We start from the raw sequence: 24591 nt of genomic DNA, 5'->3' as shown, positions 1-24591 counted from the left end.
TACCAAAATGTCTAAGATTATTATTAATGATATGACTTTACGTGATGGTATGCACCCAATGCGCCATCAAACCACGCCAGAGCAAATGGTTGCGATTGCCACTGCTTTGGATGATGCAGGTGTGCCTTTAATTGAAGTCACACACGGTGATGGCTTAGGTGGTAACTCTGTGAACTATGGTTTTGCAGCCGCTACTGATGAAGAATATCTGAAAGCAGTGATTCCAAACCTGAAACAGGCAAAAGTTTCTGCACTATTACTGCCAGGTATTGGAACAGTTGATCATTTGAGAATGGCGCATGATGTAGGCGTGGCAACCATTCGTGTGGCGACACATTCGACTGAAGCAGACGTTTCTGAACAGCACATTACTGCAGCACGTAAACTGGGTATGGACACTGTGGGCTTCTTGATGATGGCGCACATGGCTTCTCCAGAAAAATTGCTCGAAGAAGCACAAAAAATGGTGTCTTACGGTGCAAACTGTATCTATGTAACAGATTCTGCAGGCTATATGTTGCCTCAAGATGTGACTGATCGCGTAGGTATTTTACGTGCCAACCTCGCCTCAGACATCGAAATTGGTTTCCATGGTCACCATAACTTGGGCATGGGCGTTGCGAACTCTGTATCGGCTGTGACCGCAGGTGCAACCCGTGTTGACTTGGCTTCGGCTGGTTTAGGTGCAGGCGCAGGTAATACACCACTTGAATTGTTTGTAGCGGTCGCAAACCGTATGCAAATGGAAACAGGTGTGGACTTGTTTAAAGTGCAGGATATTGCTGAAGACTTGATCATTCCAATGATGACGCATCAAATTCGTGCAGACCGTGATGCAGCAACTTTAGGTTATGCAGGTGTTTACTCATCGTTCCTATTGTTCGCAAAACGTGCCGAAGCAAAATATGGAGTATCTGCGCGTGAAATTCTACTTGAGCTTGGTCGTCGCGGTACGGTGGGCGGTCAGGAAGATATGATTGAAGACTTGGCATTGACTATGTCTAAAGCACGTGAAATGCAAGCCTAAGTTTTTAATATAAAGCAGACTTGAATTAAGCACTCCAAATGCGTTTGGGGTGCTTTTTTATGCTGTGAAAGATGTAAAATGTGCTGAATTTTGTGCTGATTAAAATGTTTTTCTTATAAGTTGGGTTTATAGAAAATAACGCTAACACATGGGTTTAAAGTTAAAAAAGATTAATCCTTCACATGATGCAAAAAATAACAGCGTTTTTCACCTAAATTAAGCAGTGAATTCAAATAAAAATTCATTTAGTGAGGATTTTGAGCTTAATTTTTTATCGTTAAAAAGAATTAAAAAACTTGGAAAAAAGCTGCTCGATACAGAAAGTGCTGAATTTGTAGAAAAGCTTAATACTGTGGTCGGATTTTTTTCATGACAAGAGTTTTGCATGATGCCCAGATTCGCTTATTGGATGAATAGGAAAAACGCATGCATCGTCACAATTTATGGATAGCACTTTTTGCTGCGACAGCAACTTTAGGGACAACTGCAACTCAGGCAGATTTTATTGACGACAGCAATGTTCAACTTAAATTTAAGAATTTTTATTTAGATCGTCAAATTAAAGACAACCCTGCGGGGAACTTTGGTTCATGGTCACAAGCAGTCACCTTGGATGCTAAATCGGGTTATCACGATTTAGGCGTAATTCAGGTGGGTGCTGATCTTCTGGTTCAACACGCAGTAAAACTCAATGGTCGTGATAAAAATGCAGACTGGGTTTTGCCGCATGATGGTAAAGAGTCAAAAGATCATTTTGGTAAGGTCGGTGCAACTCTAAAAGTTAAATTTTCTGAAACTGAATTAAAAGTAGGTGACTTATTACCAATGTCACCTGTGGTGTTTTTTGACCCATCGCGTCAATTGTTAACGACTTATAGCGGTGCATGGTTAGAATCAAAGGATTTAAAAGATACTAAATTAACTTTGGCTTATTTAGACGGTATTAATGCACGTTATGATAACCAATACCAAGATTTTACGTTGTTCCCTCAAAATAATTTTTCTGCTGCTGAAGCGAATAAATTAAGCACAGACGATGGCATGTATCTTGTGGGAGTAGATCATCAATTTACCCCTAAAGTAGGTGGAAGTTATTGGTATGCGGATGTAACCAACATCTATCAACAACATTATGTCGCTGCAAACTATAAAACGACTTTGGCTGAAAAAACTAAGCTGGATACCCATGTACGCTATTTTGACAACAGCGAATCGGGTGACAAGCTGTATGGCAATATTGACAGCCAGGCCGTGTCTGCGGGTGCAAAAATCAACAATGGGATGCACACTGTACAGTTAGGTTATCAACAAATGTTTGGTGAGCACGGTACAAAAGCCCCAATGTTCCCGACCTTGGGCGGGTGGGTGCCGCAGCCTTACTTAGACAACTGGTCTGTGGCGAGCTTCATTCGTAAAGATGAGCGTTCTTGGAGTTTGGGTTATACCTATAATTTTGCCGATGTGGGTGTATCTGGTTTAACAGCGACAGTACGTCATTTTCGCGGTGATAATATAGATGGTACTTACCATAAGTTAACCAACAATGCTGGTCAGTCGCTTAAAGAGGGTAAAGAAAACGAAACGAATGTAATCGTAAATTATGTTGTGCCTGAAGGTAAACTTAAAGGACTTGGTTTTCAGTACATGTTCATCGATACCAACTTTAACTTTGCGAATGACTTAGAAGAACACCGTATCGCCACGACTTACACTTATAAATTCTAAAGCTAGATAAAAATCAGAGCGGCTTTTTATAGTCGCTCTTTTTTTAATATTTACTGAATAAATACCTTATATAAATTAAGACTTTTATTTTATTAAAGTTATAAAATTCAAAGAGTTGTTTAATCGTTTTTTTATGGGTTGTGATCGTAAATTTGTATCAGTTGATGCTGTGTGAACAGGTAATATAAGCCTGTAAAAAGTAATGTTGAATGAGTCCACTTGACGTCAAATTCTATACCTAGAGCCAAACGCAAGCTAAAGACTGTACGAGGAGTATATATGAGCACTGTTCAAATCCCTGACTATACAACAGATCCATTCTTTGGCTTAGAAGATAAATGGATTGAAACTGCCGAAGGCGAATTAACGCACTATCACGAAGTGGGTGAAGGTACACCTATTCTATTTTTACACGGTTCAGGCACAGGTGTATCTGCTGCGGCAAACTGGTGGTTAAACTTGCCACAAATTGGTGAGCAAGCACGTTGTATCGCAATTGATACCATTGGTTATGGTCAGACTGTGGTTGCTCCAAACACTGCTTATGGTATTCGTGCTTGGGTAGATCATGCAGTGCGTACATTAGATGCATTGGGCATTGAAAAAACATGGTTAGTGGGTAACTCGCTCGGTGGTTGGTTGGCATTCCAATTGGCATTGGACTACCCAGAGCGTGTACTTGGTATTGTGTCTATGGGTACAGGTGGTGCAAAACAGACTGCAGCGCTTAAAGCACATGCGAATCCTGTCTTGACCGAAGAAGGCATCAAAAAAACATTGTCGATGTTTGTAGTGAACAAAGACCTGATTACAGATGAGTTGGTTAAGGTTCGTTTTGCTTCTGCAAAAAATGACTATGCGTCAGACCGTTTAATGGATGTGGTTGGCGCACGTGACCGTGACCGTTTTGAGTTCCCACTCGATTTTGACAAAATGAAAGACATCACAGTACCTGTTTTACTGATTCACGGTACGCAGGATGTAGTGATTCCAGTATCGCGTACATGGGACATTTTAAATGTTGTGCCACATGCCGATGCACACATTTTCAGCCAATGTGGTCACTGGTCACAGGTTGAAAAAGCGGAAGAATTTAACACTGTGATTAAAAACTACTTAACTGCACGTGGCGTAAATTAAGCGCAGTGAGGTAAAAAAGGATGGCAATTTGCCATCCTTTTTTATGGATGTTTTATGTACCCAATTTAGTGCTGAATAAAGCTCGCGACCAAGTTAATGCAAATTGCCAAAATAGTGGTATTAAAGCTATAAGCCAAAATAATATGTAGCGTGTTCAGTACCCGCATGGGTTGTGAGCTAATCGAGACATCGGCGGTTTGTGCAGATGTACCAATCACATAGCTGAAATATAAAAAGTCAGGATAGGTTGGATGCGACGTCTTGGGAAAATCCAAACCACCTTCTTGCTGCTGTTGCAGTGCCAAATAATAGTCATGCGCATAGTGAATCGCAAAAATGGTGTGCATAAAAAACCAAGCACATAAAATAGTGGTAATGGATAAAATAAAATGTCCCATGCGCACAAACTCACTTTGTGCAAATAAATTCACCTCGACAATGATCGCAATAAAGCACATCACTAAGGTTAGAAATACCAAGAATAAAATCAGCCATTTGCTGGCATCTTGTTGTTGGGCACGTTGTAAAATATGTGCATGATCGCTGTGCCACAAACTGCGCATGGTTAAAACCAAATAGCAGGAAATCGCGATATTCCAGCTAATCAATAAACAGCTTGACCATGACCATGCAGTGAGGGTCTGAAAAATAGCATACAGCACAATGGTAATCACAAAACTGATAAAAAAATAAGGACGATATTGAATCCCTGTTTTCATTCTGCTGAAGGGTGTTTTTATCATTCTTGATCCTTTCTGGATGTGCAATCTAAAGGTGTTACTGCCTGTTATCATCGGCTTAATTTTAGAAAATAGCGATGGGGTGCCTATTTTAACTTATTAGACTTAAGTTGTAATTTGCAGGAAATGTGGTAGCGAAGCGAGGAAAAAGCAGACTGCAAAAATGCGAATGTTTGAGTGTAAGAATGAGCAGTAGTTCAGAAAAAGATTAAAAAAATAAGTTTAGACTTAAGTCTAAAGCTTTGTTTTAGCATTTAGGATGCACAAAAAAAGTGCTTACTACATCAAGCAGCAAGCACTTTTGAAAGGTTGAAAAACGCGAGTGGTTTTAGAATTATTGTTCGCGGTTGATGTCCAAATAGAACACACGTGTGAGCAGTTCCATAAATTTCTGTACCGCAGCGGAATGGCTGTTTTTGCCGTAGCTGACGTATAAATCTAAATGTGGAAGTTCTACATCAAGTGGACGGATGACGGTATTTTCCATGGTTAGCGGAGCAACATAGCCCGGTAAAATGGTGCAACCCAAGCCCATACCAATCGAGTTGATATTAAATAAAATGTTGTCAGCTTTTTGCACAATGTTTAGTTCAATGTTGTGCTGTTTGGCAAAATCGACAATCAGGTGATGCAGATTATACGAAGCTTCTGCCGAAGGAATAATAAAATCAATACCATTCAATGCTTTGACAGGAATGCGTTCGTATTTTGCTAACGGATGATCTTTGGGCAAAATAAAAATTAACGGTTCACGCAGTACAAACTGGCTCTCAATTTCATCACTGTTGATATTGTGACGGGTAAAGGTGATGTCGAGTTCACCTTTTTTAATCATTTTCATTTGCTCAGTGTTGTTTAGGCTCAGCAATTCAATTTTTAAATCTGGGTTTTGTACTCGTAAATTAGGCAGTACAAAAGGGAAAATTTTCATTTCTGCCACAGGAACAAAGCCAATGCGCAGCATTTGCTGTTTGGCTTGTGACACCTGACGCGCCATGGCAACCGCTTTGTCGGCTTGCGCCAAAGTCAGACGCGCCTGTTCTAAAAATACAGCACCTTCTTCGGTTAGCTCGACTTTACGTTTGGTACGGTTGAGTAGCTTAACGCCGACATCTTCTTCTAAATCTTTAATTTGCTGACTCAGCGAAGGTTGAGCCGTATAAAGTTTAAGTGCGGCTTTACTGAAGTTGAGTTCTTCAGCAACGGTAATGAAGTAGCGAAGGTGACGTAATTCCATACAACCATTCCAAAGATTAATTCAAAATATGTCTAATTATAGATTAATAAAAGAATGATCTATAAACAACTATTCGGTGAGAATTATTGTGTCATTCACGAAGTAAATAGGGTTTCATCATTATGCAACGATTTAAATGCAAAATATAATGCTGGATTAATCTATAAAAACTATTAATTGAAACAAAAAAAATATTTCACTAAACGTCCCTAAAAAACCATTATCCATCAAAAGTTGAGTCTATTTACTTTGTGCCGTTGTTGGTCACAGGAGAGCTTTTCATGAGTGGAAAAATTGATGTGCGCGAAATCGACGCTTTGGTCGATGCACAAAATGGACGTATCACTCCATCTATTTATACAGATCCAGATATCTACGAATTAGAACTTGAACGTGTGTTCGGCCGTACGTGGTTGTTCCTGTGTCATGAAAGCCAAATTCCTAAAGCTGGCGACTTCTTCAACACCTACATGGGTGAAGATCCAATTATTGTGGCACGTCAAAAAGACGGTTCAATCAAAGCATTTTTAAACCAGTGCCGTCACCGTTCTATGCGTGTGAGCTTTGCAGACTGTGGTAATACTCGTGCATTTACTTGCCCATATCACGGTTGGTCTTACGGTATTGATGGTTCACTCAAAGATATTCCTTTAGAAGAACGTGCGTATCCACAAGGTGCTTGTAAAGAGCAATGGGGCTTGGTGGAAGTGAACCGCGTGAAGTCTTACAAAGGCTTGATCTTTGGTTGCTGGGATGAAACCACTCCAGACCTAGAAGAATATATGGGCGACATCGCTTGGTACTTAGATGGCGTGATTGACCGTCGTCCGGGTGGTACTGAAATTATTGGTGGCGTACACAAGTGGGAAATTGACTGTAACTGGAAATTTGCTGCAGAACAGTTTGCTTCTGACCAATATCACGCTTTGTTCTCACACGCCTCTGCCATTCAGGTACTTGGTGCAAAACCAGATGATGACAGCACCAAACAATTAGGTGCAGCGCAAACAGCTCGTCCTGTTTGGGAAACTGCCAAAGATGCAATTCAGTATGGTTCACGTGGTCACGGTTCAGGTTTCTTCTTTACAGAAAAACCAGATGCAAACGTATGGGTTGATGGTGAAGTTGCCAATTACTTCCGCGAAACTTACGAAGAAGTGAAAGAGCGTTTAGGCGAAGTACGTGCTTTACGTCTTGCAGGTCACAACACCATGTTCCCAACACTGTCTTGGTTGAACGGTACTGCAACACTGCGCGTATGGCATCCACGTGGTCCAAACAAAACTGAAGTATGGGCATTCTGTATTGCCGATGCTGAAGCACCTCAAGACGTGAAAGAAGCATTTGAGCGTTCTGCAACACGTGCTTTCGGTCCTGCAGGTTTCTTAGAGCAAGATGACTCTGAAAACTGGATTGAAATTCAAAAAGTATTGCGCGGCTATAAAGCACGTCAAAACAAGCTCATTGTCGAAATGGGTAAAGGCAACGAAAAAGTACGTGAAGATGGTATTCCAGGAATCACCAACTACATTTTCTCTGAAACTGCAGCACGTGGTATGTACCGCCGTTGGGCAGACTTGCTGATCCATGAAAAATGGGAAGACGTTGAAAAAGCAGCTGACGAATACGAGAAGGAGCTAATGAAATGAGTCAAATCAGTTTAGAACTTCAACATGAAGTGAGCCAATTCTTGTATCGCGAAGCAAAATTGCTGGACGACTGGAAATTCCGTGAGTGGTTAGACCTCATGGCAGAAGACATTTCTTATACCTTGCGTACCACACCAAATGCGCAAACCCGTGACCGTCGTCGTTCAGTTGAACCACCTACAACTTGGGTGTTCAACGACAACAAACACTTGCTTGAGCGCCGTGTTGCACGTCTGGAAACAGGTATGGCATGGGCTGAAGAACCTCCGTCACGTACCACGCATATGGTCAGCAACGTGATTGTTGAAGCGACAGAGGTCGAAGGTGAATACGACGTACACGTAACTTACTTGTTGTACCGTACTCAAAAAGAGAAAGACGTGACTATTTACTGTGGTAAGCGCCATGACAAAATCCGTCGTGTTGAAGGTGGCTTAGGCTTCCAGATCTTCAACCGTAAGATTGTACTTGACCAAGTAACCTATAACTCACACAACCTGAGTGTATTCTTCTAATGAATAAAATCTTTGTTTGCCAAGTTGACGAATTAGACGAAGGCGAAGCGTTAAAAGTGGATTGCGGTGTGAACGGTATTGAAGCACTGGCAGTATTCAACAACGGTGGTGAGTTCTTTGCCATGAATGACCGTTGTTCACACGGCAATGCCTCAATGTCTGAAGGTTATCTTGAAGATGATGGCACAGTTGAATGCCCACTGCATTCTGCACGTTTCTGTTTAAAGACTGGTCAAGCATTATGCTTGCCAGCCACCGACCCGATTCAAACTTTCCCTGTGGTGGTTGAAGACGGCGCATTATATGTAGAAATGGCAGGAGAGTAAGCATGGGTTGGCTAAAAGGCGAAGTGGCACTGATTACAGGTGGCGGTTCTGGTTTAGGTTGGGCTTTGGTCGAGCGCTTTCTTGAAGAAGGTGCGCATGTGGGCGTGTTACAGCGCTCACAATCTAAAGTCGATGCCTTAAAAGAACGTTTTGGTGATCAAATCGTGGCAGTCGCTGGTGATGTTGCCAACTATGCAGACAATGTCCGTGCTGTGCAGGCCACTGTGGAGCGTTTTGGAAAGCTGGATTGCTTTATTGGCAATGCAGGGATTTGGGATCACTACGCAGATATCGTCAATACTTCTGGTGAGCAGCTTGAAAAAGCCTTTGATGAAATCATGGGCATCAATACCAAGGCGTTAATCTTGGGGGCAAAAGCAGCACTGGATGAGTTGGTGAAATCTGAAGGTTCTATCATCTTAACCTTATCCAATTCTGCGCTGTATTCTTCAGGCGGTGGTCCTGTTTACACTGCATCTAAACATGCAGGTGTTGGCATCATGAAAGAGTTGGCTTATGAATTGGCACCTAAAGTACGTGTCAATGCTGTTGCGCCTTCAGCGATGAATGTCAATATTAAGGGCGCAGCATCTTTAGGTCAGGAAAACCTAGGCTTACTCGATGCACGTGATCCTGAAAAAATTGCACGCGGTATGCCGCTGAATTTCTTGCCTGAGCCAGAAGACATGACTGGTTCGTATGTGCTCTTGGCATCGCGTCAAAATAACCGTGCGCTGACTGGCGTTCTGATCAATGCAGAATGTGGTTTGGGTATTCGTGGTTTGCGTCAACCACGTGCAGGTTTTTTTGACGAATAAAATTGAGTCTAAATTCAATAGACGAATCGGCAGCCTTTCTCTGGGCTGCCTTCCTTATTTAGGAGTCTTTCATGGCCGTTAAACTCATTTGTGCATCGCACAGTCCTTTAATGGAATTTGCAACACCGCAAGATCAATCTAAAGAACAAAAAGTTCGTGCTGCCTTTGAGCAACTTTCTGCCGAAGTCAAAGCATACGATCCAACCCTGATCATTACCTTTGGTCCAGACCATTTCAACGGTTTCTTTTACGATTTGATGCCAAGTTTCTGTGTCGGTATTCGTGCTACGGCTGCGGGTGACTGGGACTACGGCAAAGACAACAACCGTATTGATGTGCCTGAAGACAAAGCCTTGGCGATGGTGCGCCGTGTGTTGGATGAAGGTGTAGATGTTGCATATTCGTATCGTATGCAGGCCGACCATGGGGTGACTCAGCCATTACACTTTTTGTGTGAAGGGCAGCTAGATCGTTATCCAACCATTCCCGTGTTTATTAATGGCGCTGCAGCGCCGATGCCAACCACCAAGCGTACCATTGCTTTGGGGCGTGCTGTGGGTCAATTTATCAAGTCGTTGAATCTTGAAAATGAACGTGTTCTTGTTTTAGGTACAGGTGGTTTGTCGCACGATCCACCAACACCGCAAATGGGTTCAGTACCGCCTGAAGTTGAAGAATTTTTAATTGCAGGTCGTAATCCGAGTCCTGAAGCACGTCATGCACGTCAGGCTAAAGTGATTGCAGTCGGTCAAAAACTTGCAGCAGGTGATACCTCTGTGGCTGTGCCGCTCAGCCCTGAGTGGGATATTGCCTTGCTTGAAAAATTCAAACAGGCAGACTTTGTGGCTATGGAAGCCATGACCGAAGCTGAAATTCGTCGAGATGGTGGTCGTGGTGGTCAGGAAGTCCGTTCGTGGATGGCTGCTTTTGCTGCGTTATATGAACTGGGTGCGTATGAAATGACCACGCATTGCTATGAAGATATTAGTGAGTGGATTGCGGGCTTTGGCATCGTATCTGCCGAGTTAAAAGGTTAAGCCCATGAGTGTAGAAACAATTGTGATTGTGGGTGCAGGTCAGGCAGGGGCGAGCGCCATTCTTGAGCTGCGCGGCAATCAATATGCAGGCAACATCATCTTAATTGGCGATGAAATACATTTGCCTTATGAGCGTCCACCGTTGTCTAAAGATGTGATTTTGCGTCCTGAAGAAACCAAAATCGAGATTCTGTCGGAAGAAAAATTGGCAGAACTAGGTGTGACCACTATTCGTGGCAATGGCGTGAGCAAAATCAATGCCGAAGCACATACGGTTGAATTGCAAAATGGTGAGGTTATTGCCTACGACAAGTTGTTACTTGCCACAGGCGGTGCTGCACGTCGCTTGCCAAATTTTGATGCCTTAGGTAAACACGTTTACACGTTGCGTAATCTTGAAGACTCGCAAGCCTTAGTCCCTGTATTGCAAGCGGGTCGTCGCATCATCTTAATTGGTGGTGGTGTGATTGGTTTAGAGTTGGCATCTTCAGCACGTTTTAAAGACTGTCAGGTAACTGTCATTGAAATGGGACCAATGGTGATGGGACGTTCATCACCACTCATCTTGAGTGAGTTTTTACTGCAACAGCAGTTATTGGCAGGAGTTGATGTACGTCTGTCTACGCAAATTGCAGATTGCAAGCTAGATGGTGAAGAAATTGTCGTGACCCTAGAAGGTGGCGAAGAACTACGTGCCGATGCGGTGATTTACGGTATTGGGATTATTCCAAACGCACAACTGGCAGTTGAAGCAGGCTTAGATGCAGACTTTGCCGTGCATGTGAATGAAAACTGTCAAACCTCAAACCCAGACATTTATGCTGCGGGCGATGTCGCATCACAACTGCGTGAATGTGGCAACCATCGTCGTGTAGAAACTTGGGAAAATGCCAACCTGCAAGCAGGTATCTTCGCGCGTCATGTGATGGGCGTGGAACATCCTGTAGCCAATCCTGCTTGGTTCTGGACTGATCAACTCGACATTAACTACCAGTTTGTAGGAGATATGTCAGCAGCAGAATGGCATGTGCGTGGTGAGATGGATGCTGCCAAACGCAGTGAGTCTTCATTCGTATTGTTTGGTGTGACCGATGGCGTGATTGTCGGCGGAATTACCGTCAACTCAGCCAAAGATATGCGTCACTTGAAAAAGCTGATTGCCAAGCAAGCTACTTTTGAAGCAGACAAATATTTAGATGTGAGCCAAGACCTTCGTAAATTGGTGAAGTAAGCTTGAACTGATATCAAACAGACCTGAGGCAACTTAGGTCTGTTTTTTATCTGCCGAAGAAAAGTGTCCATTTTATGTTGAGCAAACGATGAATACGAATACATCTCCTGTTGTGGTAACTGCCAGTATTTATGCCTTATTGGTACTCATCTGGGCGACCACGCCATTGGCGATTGTCTGGAGTGTGCAGGAAATTCACCCAATGTGGGTCTTGATTATCCGCTACTTTGGGGCTTCCGTGATTGCGCTATGCTTGCTCAAACTCATGCGCGATCCACTGCCTTTTGATCACACCTCAATGAAAAGCTATTTGGCGGGTAGTCTGAATTTAATTGGTGCACAGCTATTTATTTACTTGGCTGCCAATTATTTAACTTCAGGCTTAATGGCGCTGATTTTTGGCTTTTCTCCTTTAATAGCAGGCTTGATTGGTCATGTGATTTTACGCACACAAAAATTGATTGCCTTACAGTGGACAGGTATGGCAATTGCGATTGCAGGACTCAGCTTTGTCTTTGCAGACTCTGCCGACAGCAAAGTGAATCCATGGGGCGTGGTGTTGATGTTTATCAGTATGCTGTCCTATATCAGCTCAATTTTTTGGGTCAAACAAATCAATGCTCCTTTAAAGCCGATGTCACAAGCCACAGGTTCTTTATTGGTATCATCGGCAGGGTCATTGTTATTAATTCCCTTTATTTGGTCGCATTTCCCGACTCAAATGCCAAGCAGCCAAGCCATGATTGGTTTTGTATTTACCATGATCATGTCGTCTATTGTCGCCATGCTGTGTTATTTCTGGCTGATTCGTCGTTTAAATGCCTCAACCGTATCTTTAAGTAATGTGATGACTCCCATCATCGCGTTAATTTTAGGTGCGACCTTAAATAATGAACACATCAGCATGAATGCGTTTATTGGCATTGCCGTGGTGATGTTCGGGATTGTGATGTATTTCTGGAAAGAATGGCGCGAACAATATTTTGCTAAACGCTAAGCCCGCATTGCTATACCCGTATTTAGGTTTTTCTAAAGCCTCGTTTATCTGAGGTGTAAATTTCCGATCATTAACCCGCTGTCGATACGACTTTTTTCTCAAAACAACAAAAACATAAAGGAAATTGCCTGCTTGATTTCGCTACTATGCGTGATAGAGTCAACACATGAACCAAAGCTGTGTTTTTTTCTGAACAGATCAGGATAAAATGCATCATGGTAGATGCGCTATATATTATTGGGCTTACATGAACAACGTGGAACAAAAGCATTTTCAACTGCCAACGGAAGCCTGTTGGTCGCATACTTGGCGTAAACCCAAGCTGCAGTTTTTGCCTTCAAATCATTATGATGGAGCGCAGTTTTTTAATCCGATTGCGTGTCCTGAGGGGCGCAGCCAAACTGATTTATTGAAATGGTTGCTAAAACGCAAATCGAACAGTTGGAATGTCAATCCGCAACAAGAAGCACAGCAATTTTTTACAGCGCCAAGTGCTTTGCCACAATTACGTCCACACGCCAGTTTGGATGATTGGCAAGTTTGGTTTGTGGGGCATGCAACGGTGCTGATTCAAATTGGACCGTATAACTTTTTAACCGATCCAGTCTGGGCAGAGCATGCCAGTCCGAAACAGGGGCGAGGGCCTAAACGTGCCTGTCCTGCAGGGATTGCACTGGAAGATTTACCGACCATTCATGCCGTCTTCTTGAGCCATAACCATTATGACCACATGGATTTAGCCACCTTAAAATGGCTGAATCATCAATTTGCCATGCCTATTTATACAGGTTTGGGCAATGCTTGGTATTTGCCGCCTGATTTGCATGTGATTGAAATGGACTGGTGGCAATCGGCTTTATTTAAAGAAGTGAAAATTGTCTACACCCCTGCACAACATGGTTCAGGGCGTGGCGCACGTGATCAGAACATGGCGTTATGGGGCGGTTTTTCTATTTTGCATGGGCAAGATCATTGCTTCTTTGCGGGCGATACAGGTTACTCGCCACACTTTAAAGAAATCCAAACCCGCATTGGCGCACCGCGCGTGGCACTTTTGCCTATAGGTTCTTACGAGCCACGGAATCTGATGCGTTATATGCATATGAACCCTGAAGATGCTTTTCAGGCACATAAAGACTTACATTCCAAATGTTCATTGGCCATTCATTACCGCACTTTTGAGCTGACCGATGAAGGACGTGATCAGCCTGAGGCAGATTTGCATCAAGCCATGAAGCGTTCATCTAAATTAATGAATCCATTTTATTGTATTCGTGAGGGTAAGAAATTAATTGTTTAATCTTTTAAAAACTTGACCTTAAATAAAAGTCACACGCTACTTTTCACGCTACTGAAAAGTGGCAATGATAGATATAGAACACAAAGCCCCTATCGAAATAGGGGCTTTGTTTTGGTGTTTAAAGTCTTGCTGTTCAGACTGACTTGATCTTTAACCACAAAGATTACAGTACGCCTGGCTGACCAAGTGCAGGGTCGCTAGCACGTGCTGCTTGCGCATCGGCAACAGTCATGCCTAAAGCTGCTGCAACGCCTTCACCATAAGCAGGGTCACATGCATAACAGTTACGAATATGACGATACTTAATAAAGTCTAAAGCATCACCCATTGCACGTGCCGTGTTATCAAACAGCGCTTGTTTTTGCTCAGGATTCATTAAATTAAACAAGGCACGCGGCTGGCTAAAGTAGTTGCTATCGTCTTCACGATAATCCCAGAAATCTGCATCGCCACGGATTTTCAATGCAGGTTCGCGATATTGTGGTTGCTCTTGCCATTGGTGGAAGCTGTTTGGCTCGTAGTGTGGCAAGCTGCCATAGTTGCCATCCATACGACCTTGACCATCACGACGGTTTGAGTGCACGGGACAACGTGCTGCATTCACTGGAATTTGTGAATGATTCACGCCTACACGGTAACGAGCAGCATCGGCATAGTTAACTAAACGCGCTTGTAGCATGCGGTCTGGTGAATAGCTGATTCCTGGAACAAGGTTGCTTGGCGCAAAGGCGGCTTGTTCAACATCTTGGAAGTAGTTTTCTGGGTTACGATTCAGCTCAAACTCACCCACTTGAATGAGTGGGTAGTCACCTTTAGGCCAAACTTTAGTCAGGTCAAATGGGTGATATGGCACTTGTTCTGCCTCAAGTTCAGGCATGATTTGTACGAACAGCGTCCATTTAGGGAAATCACCACGCTCAATGGCGTTATACAGGTCAGTCTGGCTGCTTTCACGGTCACGACCAATCAATTCTGCTGCTTCTGCATCGGTCAGGTTTTGAATGCCTTGTTGAGTGCGGAAGTGGAATTTCACCCAGAAACGCTCATTATTGGCATTAATAAAACTATAGGTGTGGCTACCAAAACCATGCATGTGACGATAACCCACAGGAATACCACGATCCGACATCACAATGGTGACTTGGTGCAGTGCTTCTGGCAGCAAAGTCCAGAAATCCCAGTTATTGGTCGCATTACGCAGGTTGGTGCGTGGGTCACGTTTAACTGCTTTGTTTAGGTCAGGGAACTGACGTGGGTCACGGAAAAAGAACACGGGTGTGTTGTTGCCAACCAAATCCCAGTTACCTTCTTCGGTATAGAATTTTAAGGCAAAACCACGAATATCGCGCTCTGCATCGGCAGCGCCACGCTCACCAGCAACGGTAGAGAAGCGCGCAAACATTTCAGTTTTTTTACCCACTTCAGAGAAAATTTTAGCACGAGTATATTTGCTAATATCGTGAGTGACCGTAAAGGTACCAAATGCACCTGAACCTTTGGCATGCATACGACGCTCAGGAATCACTTCACGAACAAAGTTGGCAAGTTTTTCATTCAGCCATAAATCTTGGGCAAGCAGTGGACCACGTACACCTGCGGTCATACTATTTTGGTTATCTACAACAGGTGCGCCTGCATCGGTGGTTAAATGCGTCACAGGGCATTTTTTTATCTCTTGGCTCATCATTGTTCTCCATTATTGTGATCATCATGTAGGGGGGCTGCATTAGAAACTTATCTTCATAAAGCAAGCGGCCATGAACCGTTTTGTTGGTTTAAAAAATCAACTACAACACCACAATATCATGCAGATTGGGCTTTGTAGATGAAAGCTTTTCAAATCTCACCATTTTAATGTAAAACGATTTTATTGATTTTACAAATAGATAAATATGTTACTTATGATTGGCATTAACGATGCTAAAACTGAGTGCTTGGCTGACGTAAATTGGAAGGTATTAAAGGCTTTTCAGGTTGTTATAAAAAGGCTGCATGGCTTGCAACATATCGCTACGTAATTGCGGCCAATCCTGAAAATTAGGCTCAATTAATAAACTTTGTGCGACAAAACCATAGCAAATACGCTGCATATTTAAAGCAAGGGTGTGGCATTGACTTGCATTGGCAATAAATGGGCCAAGAATATTCAGCCACATGTTCACCATCATGGCATAACTTTTTCTATAAATTTCAATACTAGAAATCTGTCGTTCTAATAAAAAACTATGTGCCCATAAAAATTGCTGAGCCTGAATCTGTTCGAGCTGAAAGCCAACAACTTGCTGCAAATAATCCTCGAAAGCTAGATTTGTGGATAACTCCAGTTGCCGATGTGCATAACTTTGTAGGCGTTCTGCATTGGTTTTCACGTGTAGGTGAATGGTGAGTGCAATTAAATCTTCTTTTTTAGAAAAATATTCATAAAACGTGCCTAAACCCACGCCTGCCAAGTCTGTAATTTCACGAATGGTAATGTGATCTGCAGGGCGTTCATGTAAAAGCCGAACAAAACTTTCCTGTAAAGCCTCTTGGGTCAGTTTAGCCCTTGATTGGCGCGGTTTACGACGCACTTGTATCTCAGAATTTTTCATAAATAAAGCCGAACACCTTGCTGCTTATTATTTTCTATACTGAAAAGCATCATCAGGAAAAAATCATCAGGGATCTAACACAATGCAAACATGGGCGACCCATCAAATTCAAAATCAGTTTGACGAACTACAAGACTATAACTTATTTGAAAGTGACATTGTTTTACAAGAAATTTTATCTCGTTATGGCAGTACGGATCAGACACAGCTCAATGAAATGGGGCAAATTGCGGCTTCGGCAGAATATTATCACTATGCAGATTTAGCCAATCGGCATACCCCTATTTTACATGCCTTTGATGCTCGTGGACGTCGTCAGGATGTGGTGGAGTTTCATCCTGCATGGCATCACTGGATGGCGCTGAATCGTGAATTTGACACCCATGCGCATCCATTTAAACAGCCTCAATCTACAGCAAAATGGGTGGACTGGGCCAGTCGGTTTTATTTGGCTGGACAAGTCGAATGTGGCAATTTATGCCCGAATTCTATGACTTTGGGCAGTATTCCGCTGATTCAGCGTGAACCTGAATTGTGGGCCAAAATTGGCGAAAAACTGCTAAGTAATGAATATGACCCACGTGATGTGCCAATTTCACAAAAGAAATCTATTTGGCTTGGCATGGGGATGACAGAAAAGCAGGGTGGTTCAGATGTGCGTGCCAACCAAACGCTTGCCGTTCCAGTCGCAGCAACAGGGCGTGGGCAAGCCTATTTGCTCACAGGTCATAAATGGTTTTTCTCTGCACCAATGTGTGATGCACATTTGGTGGTCGCCAATACCGAACAAGATGGTTTGGCTTGTTTCTTTGTACCGCGTTGGTTAGAAGATGGCAGAAAAAATAATATTCAGGTACAGCGTTTAAAAGACAAAGTGGGAAATCGGAGTAACTCCAGTTCTGAAGTCGAATTTCAGCAGGCGTGGGGCATCATGATTGGCGAAGCAGGGCGCGGTATTCCCACCATTATTGAAATGGCGAACTACACTCGTTTAACCTGTGCTGTGGGCAGTAGTGCCATGCTGCGTCAAGCCTTGGTGCAATGCCTTGCCTATACTCGACAACGTCAAGCATTTGGACAGACTTTGGCGAATCAGCCATTAATGCAGGCAGTCTTGGCAGATTTGGCTTTGGAAACTGAAGCTGCGGTACAGCTCAGTTTTCATTTGGCACATTGTTATGAAAGCGATGATGCTGTGTCTTTGGCATGGAAGCGTTTAATGACCCCTGCTGCAAAGTTCTGGATTTGCAAACGCGCGGTGGAACTTACAGGTGAGATGATGGAAGTTTTTGGTGGCAATGGTTATGTCGATAACAGCATCATGGCACGTATTTTCAAAGAAGCACCTGTAAATACCATTTGGGAAGGTTCAGGCAATGTCATGTGTCTGGATGTACTACGCGCTATGCAGCGAGAACCTGAGCTGATTCAGGTGTTATTGCAGGATTTTGCTCGCACTGCCGTTACTCATCCTATTTTGGGCAGTGAATTAGATGGTTTGCAGCAGTTATTGCAGACCACGAACAGCAACGATTTACAATTTATGGCACGTGCTTTGGTGAGCCGTTTGGTGATTTTGGCACAAGCGGTTTTGTTGTTGCGTTATGCGCCAAGTTTTGTGGCAGAAGGTTTTATTCAGTCGCGTTATAGTGCATTGCATGGGCAAGTGGTGGGTATGCTTAAACCTAAACAGGTCGATGTTGCATCCATCTTGCAGCGTGCATTTTCAGCATAGCATCCCTTGCTACTTGATTCTGCACAAAAAATTCACCCGCTTGGTAAAACCAAACGGGTGAATTGAACCGTATATTGCAGTCGAGTCGTGATCAATCACGCTCGCTTGTAGCAAAGCTGATTGCTTCAGCGAAACTTATTTCGCAGGCTCTTCAGCTTTTACACCTTTTTGATATAGAGTGTAGATGTAAATTGGAATATCCAAATCTTCTAAGTGTTTGTAGATGAGTGGACGTACATCTTCCCAATCTAAACCGCCTACACCTGTTGCAAGACGCGGTAACGCCAAGCTTTCAATTTTCTCTTCTTCAATCAACTGTTTTAAGTTTTTCAAAGTGCGGTTGACGTATTCTGTCGATGCTTTACCTGGTTTTGAACCGTTGTCATAAGCCGCTTCCTGAGTCATCAGGTTGACGATGCGTTGACCTTCGGCATTGACCCAAGTCCATTGCTCACCCGCTTTAGGATGGTAAATATGACAATAGTTGCGGAAGTCTTTATATAGCGCAGGCCAGTGCTCACGCAGACTTAAAGCCAAACCTGTTGCAAAGTTATCGTTAGGGGCAACACCGTGAGCAATCGCACGTGCTTCGCTCAGTAAAATATCTCCAGAAACTTCATAAATCATGAATTTGACTCCTGTTTTTAATGGTCTTGTTAAACTGATCTTCTATATTCATATTAGCCAATCATTGCCGTTTTTCTAGCGGATTTTATAACTACTAAGTCTTTGCAAAGTAATAAAATTTTTTAGAATTTCATGCTATAATTGTATGGGTAAAGCCGCTGAGTATTCTTTAAAATAGCCTTCAAAAATAACCGTCAGAAAAATCTGATAAAGTGGCGCAATAATTTATTTACCCTTCTTTTTATCTTAGCACTATTGAATGAAAGTCGCTTGTAAAATGTACAAAAAAGCGTATGATCGGCTTCCCAATTGAACATGGAACATTGGCGAGAGAATAGTCACGTTATGCAGAAGCAATTGGCTTGAATTTTCCCTCAACATCTCCATCTATAAAGAGTAGTGACACTGCTCATTTCTATGATCAACCGAAAGGAACAGCGCAATGGCAAAGAAAAAACAGCCTGAGCTTATTCAGCATAACTTTGTGGCCAAACACATGCACGAAGTCAACAAAAGTCAGGTTTTTGTAGACCGTAAGAAAAATGCCAAACGAGGCTATAGCAAACACAAACAAGGGCGATATTCCGATGATTATCGCCCTTGTTGTTTTTGGAGTGAATGGTGTGTTGCTTGAGGCTTAAACTAAGTTTTATGGAGATACGATACGTGTCGCTAGTTTCACCATATCGCCCAAGCCATGGGTTTTAAAATAATATTCCATCAGACTTTTCACCATCAGCGGATTATTCATTTTTAACGCCTGATCTAATAAATGTTGCGCATCGGTCATCGGTACATGACAAATTGCTTTACGCACCCGCAAGATATTACTTGAACTCATCGACAGGGTATTAAAGCCCATTGCCATCAGAATTACCGCAGACAGCGGATCTCCTGCCATTTCGCCACAAACGCTCACAGGCTTGTCATATTTATGACATTCTTTCACCAAGCGGGTTAAGGCGCGCAGTACTGCAGGATGAAAGTGTGAATAGACGTTGGCCACACGCGGATTGTTACGATCCACTGCCAATAAATACTGGGTTAAATCGTTTGATCCTACCGAGAAAAAATCCACCAACGGGGCAAATTCATCAATTTGCAGCAGCACACTCGGTACTTCTACCATAATGCCAATTTTCGGTTTGGTGATTTTAACCTGTTCTTCTTCCTGCACTGCTTGCAAGTCACGATCTAGCAAATACAAGGCTTCTTCAACCTCGCTGACACTGGTGATCATTGGCAGCAAAATATGCAGATTATTCAAACCAATACTGGCTTTGAGCATGGCACGAATTTGCGAAGAAAAAATTTCAGGATGATCTAGCGTGAAGCGAATCCCGCGCCAACCCAAGGCTGAGTTTTCTTCTTCAATCGAAAAGTACGGCAAGTCCTTGTCTGCGCCAATATCTAGCGTACGCATCACCACAGGTTTGTTGGCAAAGTGACTGAGCTGTTGGCGGTAAATAGCACGCTGTTCTTCTTCGCCCGGGAAACGGTCACGCAGCATAAATGGAATTTCAGAACGATATAAACCAACACCTTTAGCACCGCGTTGTACGCCACGCACCACGTCAATCATCAAGCCTGTATTGACATACAATTTTACCGCTACGCCGTCAGGGGTAATGGCATCTTTGGTTTCATATTGCTTGAGGTCTTTGGCAATCTGTTCTTCTTCTTTTTGAATTTCTTTATAGCGTGTCCGCATGCGACGTGGCGGGTTGATAAACACCCGACCTTGGTGCGCATCTACAATCATTTCCACATCGTCTAGGCTGTTGATCGGCAACTCAGTTACGCCAACTACGGTTGGAATACCCAAAGCACGTGCCACAATTACCATGTGAGAATTCATTGCGCCTTCGGTGGTAACAATCGCTGCAATTTTATCGACAGGTAGTTCTACCAAAGCTGCTGTGGAAATTTCTTCGCCAATTAAAATACTTTCATCGGTCAGTTCACGGTGACTGGCATCGGCTTCTTGTAAAGAGGCGAGAATACGACGCCCTAAATCTTTCAGGTCAGAAACACGTTCGCGTAAATAGTCATCTTCCATTTGCGAAAATAGGGCAATGTGATTGTCAATTACAATACGCACTGCACCTTGTGCCCAGTTACCTTCACGAATCAGTTCTTTAATTTCTGCAGGCAGGGCATTTTCATCCAACATGCGTAGGAACACACTGAATAAAGCGCGTTCTTCTGCCATTAAGGCATCCTGCATTTTGTCATCTAGTGCCTGAATTTCTTGACGCACTGCATCTAGTGCGTTGTCTAGTAATTCTAACTCTTCACTAATGTCTTCAGCTTCACGATCAGGTACAGCCGCCAAATCTGCAGGTGGATACAGAATTACCGCACGACCCAGTGCAATCCCGCCCGAACCTGATACGCCCTGAAAGGTTTTGTAGGCAGGCAGGTTGTTGGGTTTGCGGAACACATCAATGTTGCCCACGGCATGCGCATGCGCAATGACACCTGAAAGCTGAGCACAAAGTGTGACTAAAAAGGATTCTGCCGCTTCAGAAAAGTCTTGTTTGTCCTTGTTTTGCACCACAAGAACGCCCATAACTTTACGGCGATACATGACAGGCACGCCAAGGAAAGAATTATAAATTTCCTCGCCTGTTTCGGCCAAATACATGAAGCGTTCGTGTTTAGGTGCGTCGTCTAGGTTGACAATTTCTTCACGTTGTCCGACTAAACCGACCAAACCTTCACTGGTATGTAGAGACACATGCCCCACAGCCTCAGGATTTAAACCCTTTGATGCCATGAGCAAATAGCGTTGATTGCGTTCATCGAGCAGGTAAATAGAGCAGACATCCACATGCATGGCTTCTGCGACCTGATTGACCATAATATCGAGTGATTCATGCAAACTGGTGGACGCATTGATTTCTTGTACAATGCGTCTAAGGGTATCCAGTTGCATGTTCGACATACGCGCTACTCCATATTCCAATCAATGATTTGAGGTCAGTTTTACACCACAGATGACCCTATAACAATAAGCTAAAAAATCTACATCTTCATGCAAATTTTAAGGTTTTTTCAGGGGCAATTGATTGCACAACTCCACCATCGCTTTACGGTAGACGTCACGTTTAAAATTGACGACCTGACCAAGCGGATACCAGTAACTGACCCATTGCCATTGATCAAATTCGGGTGGATCTGACAAATTCAGCCGAATATGATGCGCTGACGCTGTCAGTTGCAATAAAAACCACTTCTGTTTTTGACCAATACATACGGGATCCGAATCCGTGCGTATATACCGATGTGGCAAACGATAACGCAGCCAACCTTTAGTTTGCGCGATAACTTGGACGTGTTCGGGCAGTAAGCCAACTTCTTCTCTCAGCTCACGATAAAGTGCCTGTTCAGGGGTTTCTCCATATTGGATACCTCCTTGCGGAAATTGCCATGCATTGTGACCAATGCGTTTTGCCCATAAAACTTGTCCAAACTCGTTTGCCAAAATGATCCCGACATTGGGTCGGAAACCTTCTGAGTCGATCATTTGGCTACCTAAATATTGTTTAATTTATGACTTTGCACTCGGGGATGATGATTTCTTTTCTCCAACTCGAAAACGCAAAGTGTAAATAATGTTAAAATTGCTATGATCTTAACGAATTTCTATCGACTAGCGGAGATAGATTTACAATTTTTTTCTTAAATTTCAGTTTTTACGAGTATTTTCATGAAATTGGCGCTATTTGATCTCGATCACACCTTGTTAAATACTGATTCAGATCATTCTTGGGGTGAGTTTTTGGTAAGTGAAGGCTTGGTCGATCCTGTTCGCCATCGCGCCATGAACGACAAGTTTTATGAAGACTACAAAGCAGGGCAACTCGACCCAATTGCATATAACGAATTTGTATTTGAGTTTTTAACCCAGCACGACAATCAGTACCTCACAGATTTGCATGAATTATTTATGCAAAAGGTGATTCGTCCACAAATGCGCCCTGAAGGGTTTAAAGCTATTCAGCGTCATCAAGAATTAGGGCATGAATTGGTGGGGATTACAGCAACATCTGACTTTATTACTGCACCTATTTTCCGTGAGTTTGGTATTAGTGAAATTATTGCCACCAATGCCGAAGTGGTCGATGGTAAATATACAGGCAAAGTCATTAATACTGCGTGTTATCAACAAGGCAAGTTGGTGCGTTTGGAGCAATGGCTTGCAGGGCGTGAAGTGACAGAATCTTGGGCATATTCAGACTCGATTAATGATCGTTTCTTGTTGGAATATGCAGATCACGCCATTGCTGTAAATCCTGATGCACGTTTACAGGCTTTGGCTGAAGAGCAAGGTTGGGATGTGCAGGATTGGTCAATTTAAGTCTGAATTTTTTGAGGTGTTGCTACTCTGGCTTTTACTAGCTTATTGATTTATTTTTTGTTTTTATTTATTGCAATGTTGGATTATGTCATTCATTTTTAGAATAGGCATGCTAAGGTAAGACAAGAATTAAAAATGATCAGGAGTGAAAAAATGAGTGGTGTACGCCCAAGAATGACACATTTATTTGAACAACTGGGTTTGGATGCCAGTGAAGCTGCGATTCAGCAATTTATTGAAACGCATCAATTGAATGCAGAAACAACAATTGCCGAGGCAGAATTTTGGACGGAAGCACAGCGTCAGTTTATCGTCGAAAAAATGAAATCGGATGGTTCATGGGCAATTGTGGTAGACCAATTGAATGAATCTTTGCATGAAGATTCGGTGAGTCGTTAAGACTTCACTTGTGTCCAAGTTGAGCCAATAAAAAAACACCCTCAGTACAATCGTGTCTGAGGGTGTTTTTCATTCAAAAGAAACCATTAATCTTTTAGTGTTTCATCATCTCAATCAATTCTAAAACAGCGCGTGATTGCGTCCGTCCCGGATGCCATACCATGCCCAATTGACGGTTCATTTCTAAGTCAATATCTAACTGTTGTAAGTCCTGATTGACCAACGTTTTAGGTAAAACAGACCATCCCAAACCAATTGACACCAACATCCGAATTGATTCTAACGGATTGTTGCTCATGGTGACTTTAGGTTTAACACCTTGCTTTTCAAACTCTGCCAAAGTGATTTGACTGGTATAGGTTTGCGCGGCAGGCAACAAACTAGGGTAGGCGAGTAAATCGGTCAATTGCAGGTTTTCCTGATGTGCAAGCGGATGAAAAGATGCGACCACAAACACCAATGGATCATTCCAAATGGTGACATAAGACAGACGTTCATCTAATTTGGGCGGTAAGGTCAGAAAAGCCAGTTCTAAATCGCCTGCCAAAACTTGTTCATGTGCCTGTTCTGAGTCGACAAAATGCACATCTAACGTGACGTTGGGAAATTCCTGTACATATTCACGTAAATGATTGGGTAAATGGTGCAAACCAATATGGTGACTGGTGCCGATTTTCAGTTTGCCTTGAACCTGTCCTTGCTCATGACTGAGAGTGTGGTGAATATCGCCCAGTTCATTCAGCCAGTTTTTGACTTTGGGTAATAATGAATGTGCTGCATGCGTGGCTTGCACTCCACGACCTGCTGATTCAAACAGTTTCACGCCAAAATAGTCTTCTAGGCTGTGAATACGTTTGGTCACCGCAGGTTGGGTAATAAATAACTGATCTGCTGCCAAAGAAATAGAACCTGTTTCCATGACTTTAACAAAGGCTTCAAAGGCTGCAAGATTCATTTGCACCATCCATAAAGATTTTTTATTACTGTGCTTATTATTTAGAAAAAATTAGAATTAATCAAAACAAATTCTACTTATTTTTAAACTATGCATTCGGGATGATCTTGTAGAGATACAGCAGAGATAAAAAAAGATCATCGTGGGCTGCAACCAAGATGATCTCAAACTGAAATGGA

Annotated in this window: 23 protein-coding genes; 15 read left to right on the top strand and 8 right to left on the bottom strand. The window is 42.9% G+C overall.

Annotation, left to right across the window (positions count from 1 at the left end; translation table 11 throughout):
- Positions 1-7 precede the first annotated feature (7 nt).
- From dmpG to FTU58_RS02570, 3 genes are all read left to right on the top strand, one after another.
- Complete coding sequence (gene dmpG, locus FTU58_RS02580; protein WP_131261066.1) at positions 8-1027, top strand: 4-hydroxy-2-oxovalerate aldolase; 1020 nt, start codon at positions 8-10, stop codon at positions 1025-1027.
- A gap of 426 nt (positions 1028-1453) precedes the next feature.
- Entirely contained in the window at positions 1454-2752 is a 1299-nt protein-coding gene (locus FTU58_RS02575; protein WP_178318624.1) for an OprD family outer membrane porin, read from the top strand.
- Between the two features lie 279 nt (positions 2753-3031).
- The gene (locus FTU58_RS02570) at positions 3032-3892 is read left to right on the top strand and encodes an alpha/beta fold hydrolase (RefSeq protein WP_179989463.1); all 861 of its coding nucleotides are present in this window, start codon (positions 3032-3034) and stop codon (positions 3890-3892) included.
- Between the two features lie 65 nt (positions 3893-3957).
- Here FTU58_RS02570 and FTU58_RS02565 read toward each other — a convergent pair whose 3' ends face one another.
- Both FTU58_RS02565 and hcaR read right to left on the bottom strand, forming a co-directional pair.
- On the bottom strand, positions 3958-4635 hold the full coding sequence (locus FTU58_RS02565; protein ID WP_096901303.1) for a DUF1345 domain-containing protein: 678 nt from the start codon (positions 4633-4635) through the stop codon (positions 3958-3960).
- 331 nt (positions 4636-4966) lie between these two features.
- On the bottom strand, positions 4967-5869 hold the full coding sequence (hcaR, locus tag FTU58_RS02560; RefSeq protein ID WP_178318623.1) for a DNA-binding transcriptional regulator HcaR: 903 nt from the start codon (positions 5867-5869) through the stop codon (positions 4967-4969).
- A 281-nt stretch (positions 5870-6150) separates the two neighbouring features.
- Here hcaR and hcaE point away from each other — a divergent pair, with 281 nt between their 5' ends.
- The 8 genes from hcaE (at position 6151) to FTU58_RS02520 (ending at position 13742) form a co-directional block, all read left to right on the top strand.
- A complete protein-coding gene (gene hcaE / locus FTU58_RS02555; RefSeq protein ID WP_167845746.1) occupies positions 6151-7518 on the top strand; it encodes a 3-phenylpropionate/cinnamic acid dioxygenase subunit alpha in 1368 nt (455 codons plus the stop codon).
- Positions 7515-8033, top strand: a complete 519-nt coding sequence (gene hcaF / locus FTU58_RS02550) for a 3-phenylpropionate/cinnamic acid dioxygenase subunit beta (RefSeq protein WP_104853007.1) — start codon at positions 7515-7517, stop codon at positions 8031-8033. Before hcaE ends, hcaF begins: the two co-directional genes overlap by 4 nt.
- Positions 8033-8359 carry a 3-phenylpropionate/cinnamic acid dioxygenase ferredoxin subunit gene (gene hcaC, locus FTU58_RS02545; RefSeq protein WP_004976057.1) on the top strand — a complete coding sequence of 109 codons (327 nt, stop codon included), beginning with the start codon at positions 8033-8035 and terminating at the stop codon, positions 8357-8359. Before hcaF ends, hcaC begins: the two co-directional genes overlap by 1 nt.
- Positions 8360-8361: 2 nt before the next feature.
- On the top strand, positions 8362-9177 hold the full coding sequence (gene hcaB / locus FTU58_RS02540; protein ID WP_004976058.1) for a 3-phenylpropionate-dihydrodiol/cinnamic acid-dihydrodiol dehydrogenase: 816 nt from the start codon (positions 8362-8364) through the stop codon (positions 9175-9177).
- 71 nt (positions 9178-9248) lie between these two features.
- Positions 9249-10214 carry a 3-carboxyethylcatechol 2,3-dioxygenase gene (locus tag FTU58_RS02535; protein WP_180061996.1) on the top strand — a complete coding sequence of 322 codons (966 nt, stop codon included), beginning with the start codon at positions 9249-9251 and terminating at the stop codon, positions 10212-10214.
- Between the two features lie 4 nt (positions 10215-10218).
- The gene (hcaD, locus tag FTU58_RS02530; RefSeq protein ID WP_180061995.1) at positions 10219-11445 is read left to right on the top strand and encodes a 3-phenylpropionate/cinnamic acid dioxygenase ferredoxin--NAD(+) reductase subunit; all 1227 of its coding nucleotides are present in this window, start codon (positions 10219-10221) and stop codon (positions 11443-11445) included.
- An 88-nt stretch (positions 11446-11533) separates the two neighbouring features.
- The gene (locus FTU58_RS02525; protein ID WP_179991223.1) at positions 11534-12442 is read left to right on the top strand and encodes a DMT family transporter; all 909 of its coding nucleotides are present in this window, start codon (positions 11534-11536) and stop codon (positions 12440-12442) included.
- 247 nt (positions 12443-12689) lie between these two features.
- Positions 12690-13742 carry an MBL fold metallo-hydrolase gene (locus tag FTU58_RS02520; protein WP_180061994.1) on the top strand — a complete coding sequence of 351 codons (1053 nt, stop codon included), beginning with the start codon at positions 12690-12692 and terminating at the stop codon, positions 13740-13742.
- A gap of 163 nt (positions 13743-13905) precedes the next feature.
- Here FTU58_RS02520 and FTU58_RS02515 read toward each other — a convergent pair whose 3' ends face one another.
- Positions 13906-15426, bottom strand: coding sequence for a catalase (locus tag FTU58_RS02515; RefSeq protein WP_180061993.1), 1521 nt, complete (start codon positions 15424-15426; stop codon positions 13906-13908).
- A gap of 274 nt (positions 15427-15700) precedes the next feature.
- Complete coding sequence (locus tag FTU58_RS02510; protein WP_180061992.1) at positions 15701-16333, bottom strand: TetR/AcrR family transcriptional regulator; 633 nt, start codon at positions 16331-16333, stop codon at positions 15701-15703.
- A gap of 82 nt (positions 16334-16415) precedes the next feature.
- Between FTU58_RS02510 and FTU58_RS02505 the strand changes: the two genes are divergently transcribed.
- Positions 16416-18068: an acyl-CoA dehydrogenase family protein gene (locus FTU58_RS02505; RefSeq protein ID WP_180061991.1), complete on the top strand. Its 1653-nt coding sequence runs from the start codon at positions 16416-16418 to the stop codon at positions 18066-18068.
- Between the two features lie 135 nt (positions 18069-18203).
- On the opposite strand, the gene FTU58_RS02500 is transcribed toward FTU58_RS02505, so the two are convergent.
- Positions 18204-18695: a macro domain-containing protein gene (locus tag FTU58_RS02500; RefSeq protein WP_004976080.1), complete on the bottom strand. Its 492-nt coding sequence runs from the start codon at positions 18693-18695 to the stop codon at positions 18204-18206.
- Positions 18696-19137: 442 nt separating this feature from the next.
- On the opposite strand from FTU58_RS02500, the gene FTU58_RS02495 reads away from it, so the two are divergent.
- Complete coding sequence (locus FTU58_RS02495; RefSeq protein WP_004976081.1) at positions 19138-19329, top strand: hypothetical protein; 192 nt, start codon at positions 19138-19140, stop codon at positions 19327-19329.
- Between the two features lie 15 nt (positions 19330-19344).
- On the opposite strand, the gene ptsP is transcribed toward FTU58_RS02495, so the two are convergent.
- A complete protein-coding gene (gene ptsP, locus FTU58_RS02490) occupies positions 19345-21642 on the bottom strand; it encodes a phosphoenolpyruvate--protein phosphotransferase (RefSeq protein WP_167845752.1) in 2298 nt (765 codons plus the stop codon).
- 99 nt (positions 21643-21741) lie between these two features.
- Positions 21742-22224, bottom strand: coding sequence for an RNA pyrophosphohydrolase (locus tag FTU58_RS02485; protein WP_004976084.1), 483 nt, complete (start codon positions 22222-22224; stop codon positions 21742-21744).
- Between the two features lie 183 nt (positions 22225-22407).
- On the opposite strand from FTU58_RS02485, the gene FTU58_RS02480 reads away from it, so the two are divergent.
- Together FTU58_RS02480 and FTU58_RS02475 are read left to right on the top strand one after the other, a co-directional pair.
- Complete coding sequence (locus FTU58_RS02480) at positions 22408-23058, top strand: HAD family phosphatase (protein ID WP_070155338.1); 651 nt, start codon at positions 22408-22410, stop codon at positions 23056-23058.
- Positions 23059-23211: 153 nt separating this feature from the next.
- The gene (locus FTU58_RS02475; RefSeq protein WP_004976087.1) at positions 23212-23457 is read left to right on the top strand and encodes a DUF2789 family protein; all 246 of its coding nucleotides are present in this window, start codon (positions 23212-23214) and stop codon (positions 23455-23457) included.
- A gap of 94 nt (positions 23458-23551) precedes the next feature.
- Here the strand turns inward: FTU58_RS02475 and FTU58_RS02470 are convergent, their stop codons facing one another.
- Entirely contained in the window at positions 23552-24412 is an 861-nt protein-coding gene (locus FTU58_RS02470) for a LysR family transcriptional regulator (protein WP_180009098.1), read from the bottom strand.
- Positions 24413-24591 lie beyond the last annotated feature (179 nt).

The organism is Acinetobacter sp. YH12120 (assembly GCF_013418795.1).
Taxonomy (GTDB): domain Bacteria; phylum Pseudomonadota; class Gammaproteobacteria; order Pseudomonadales; family Moraxellaceae; genus Acinetobacter; species Acinetobacter towneri.
This window is presented reverse-complemented; position numbering and strand designations above follow the sequence as displayed.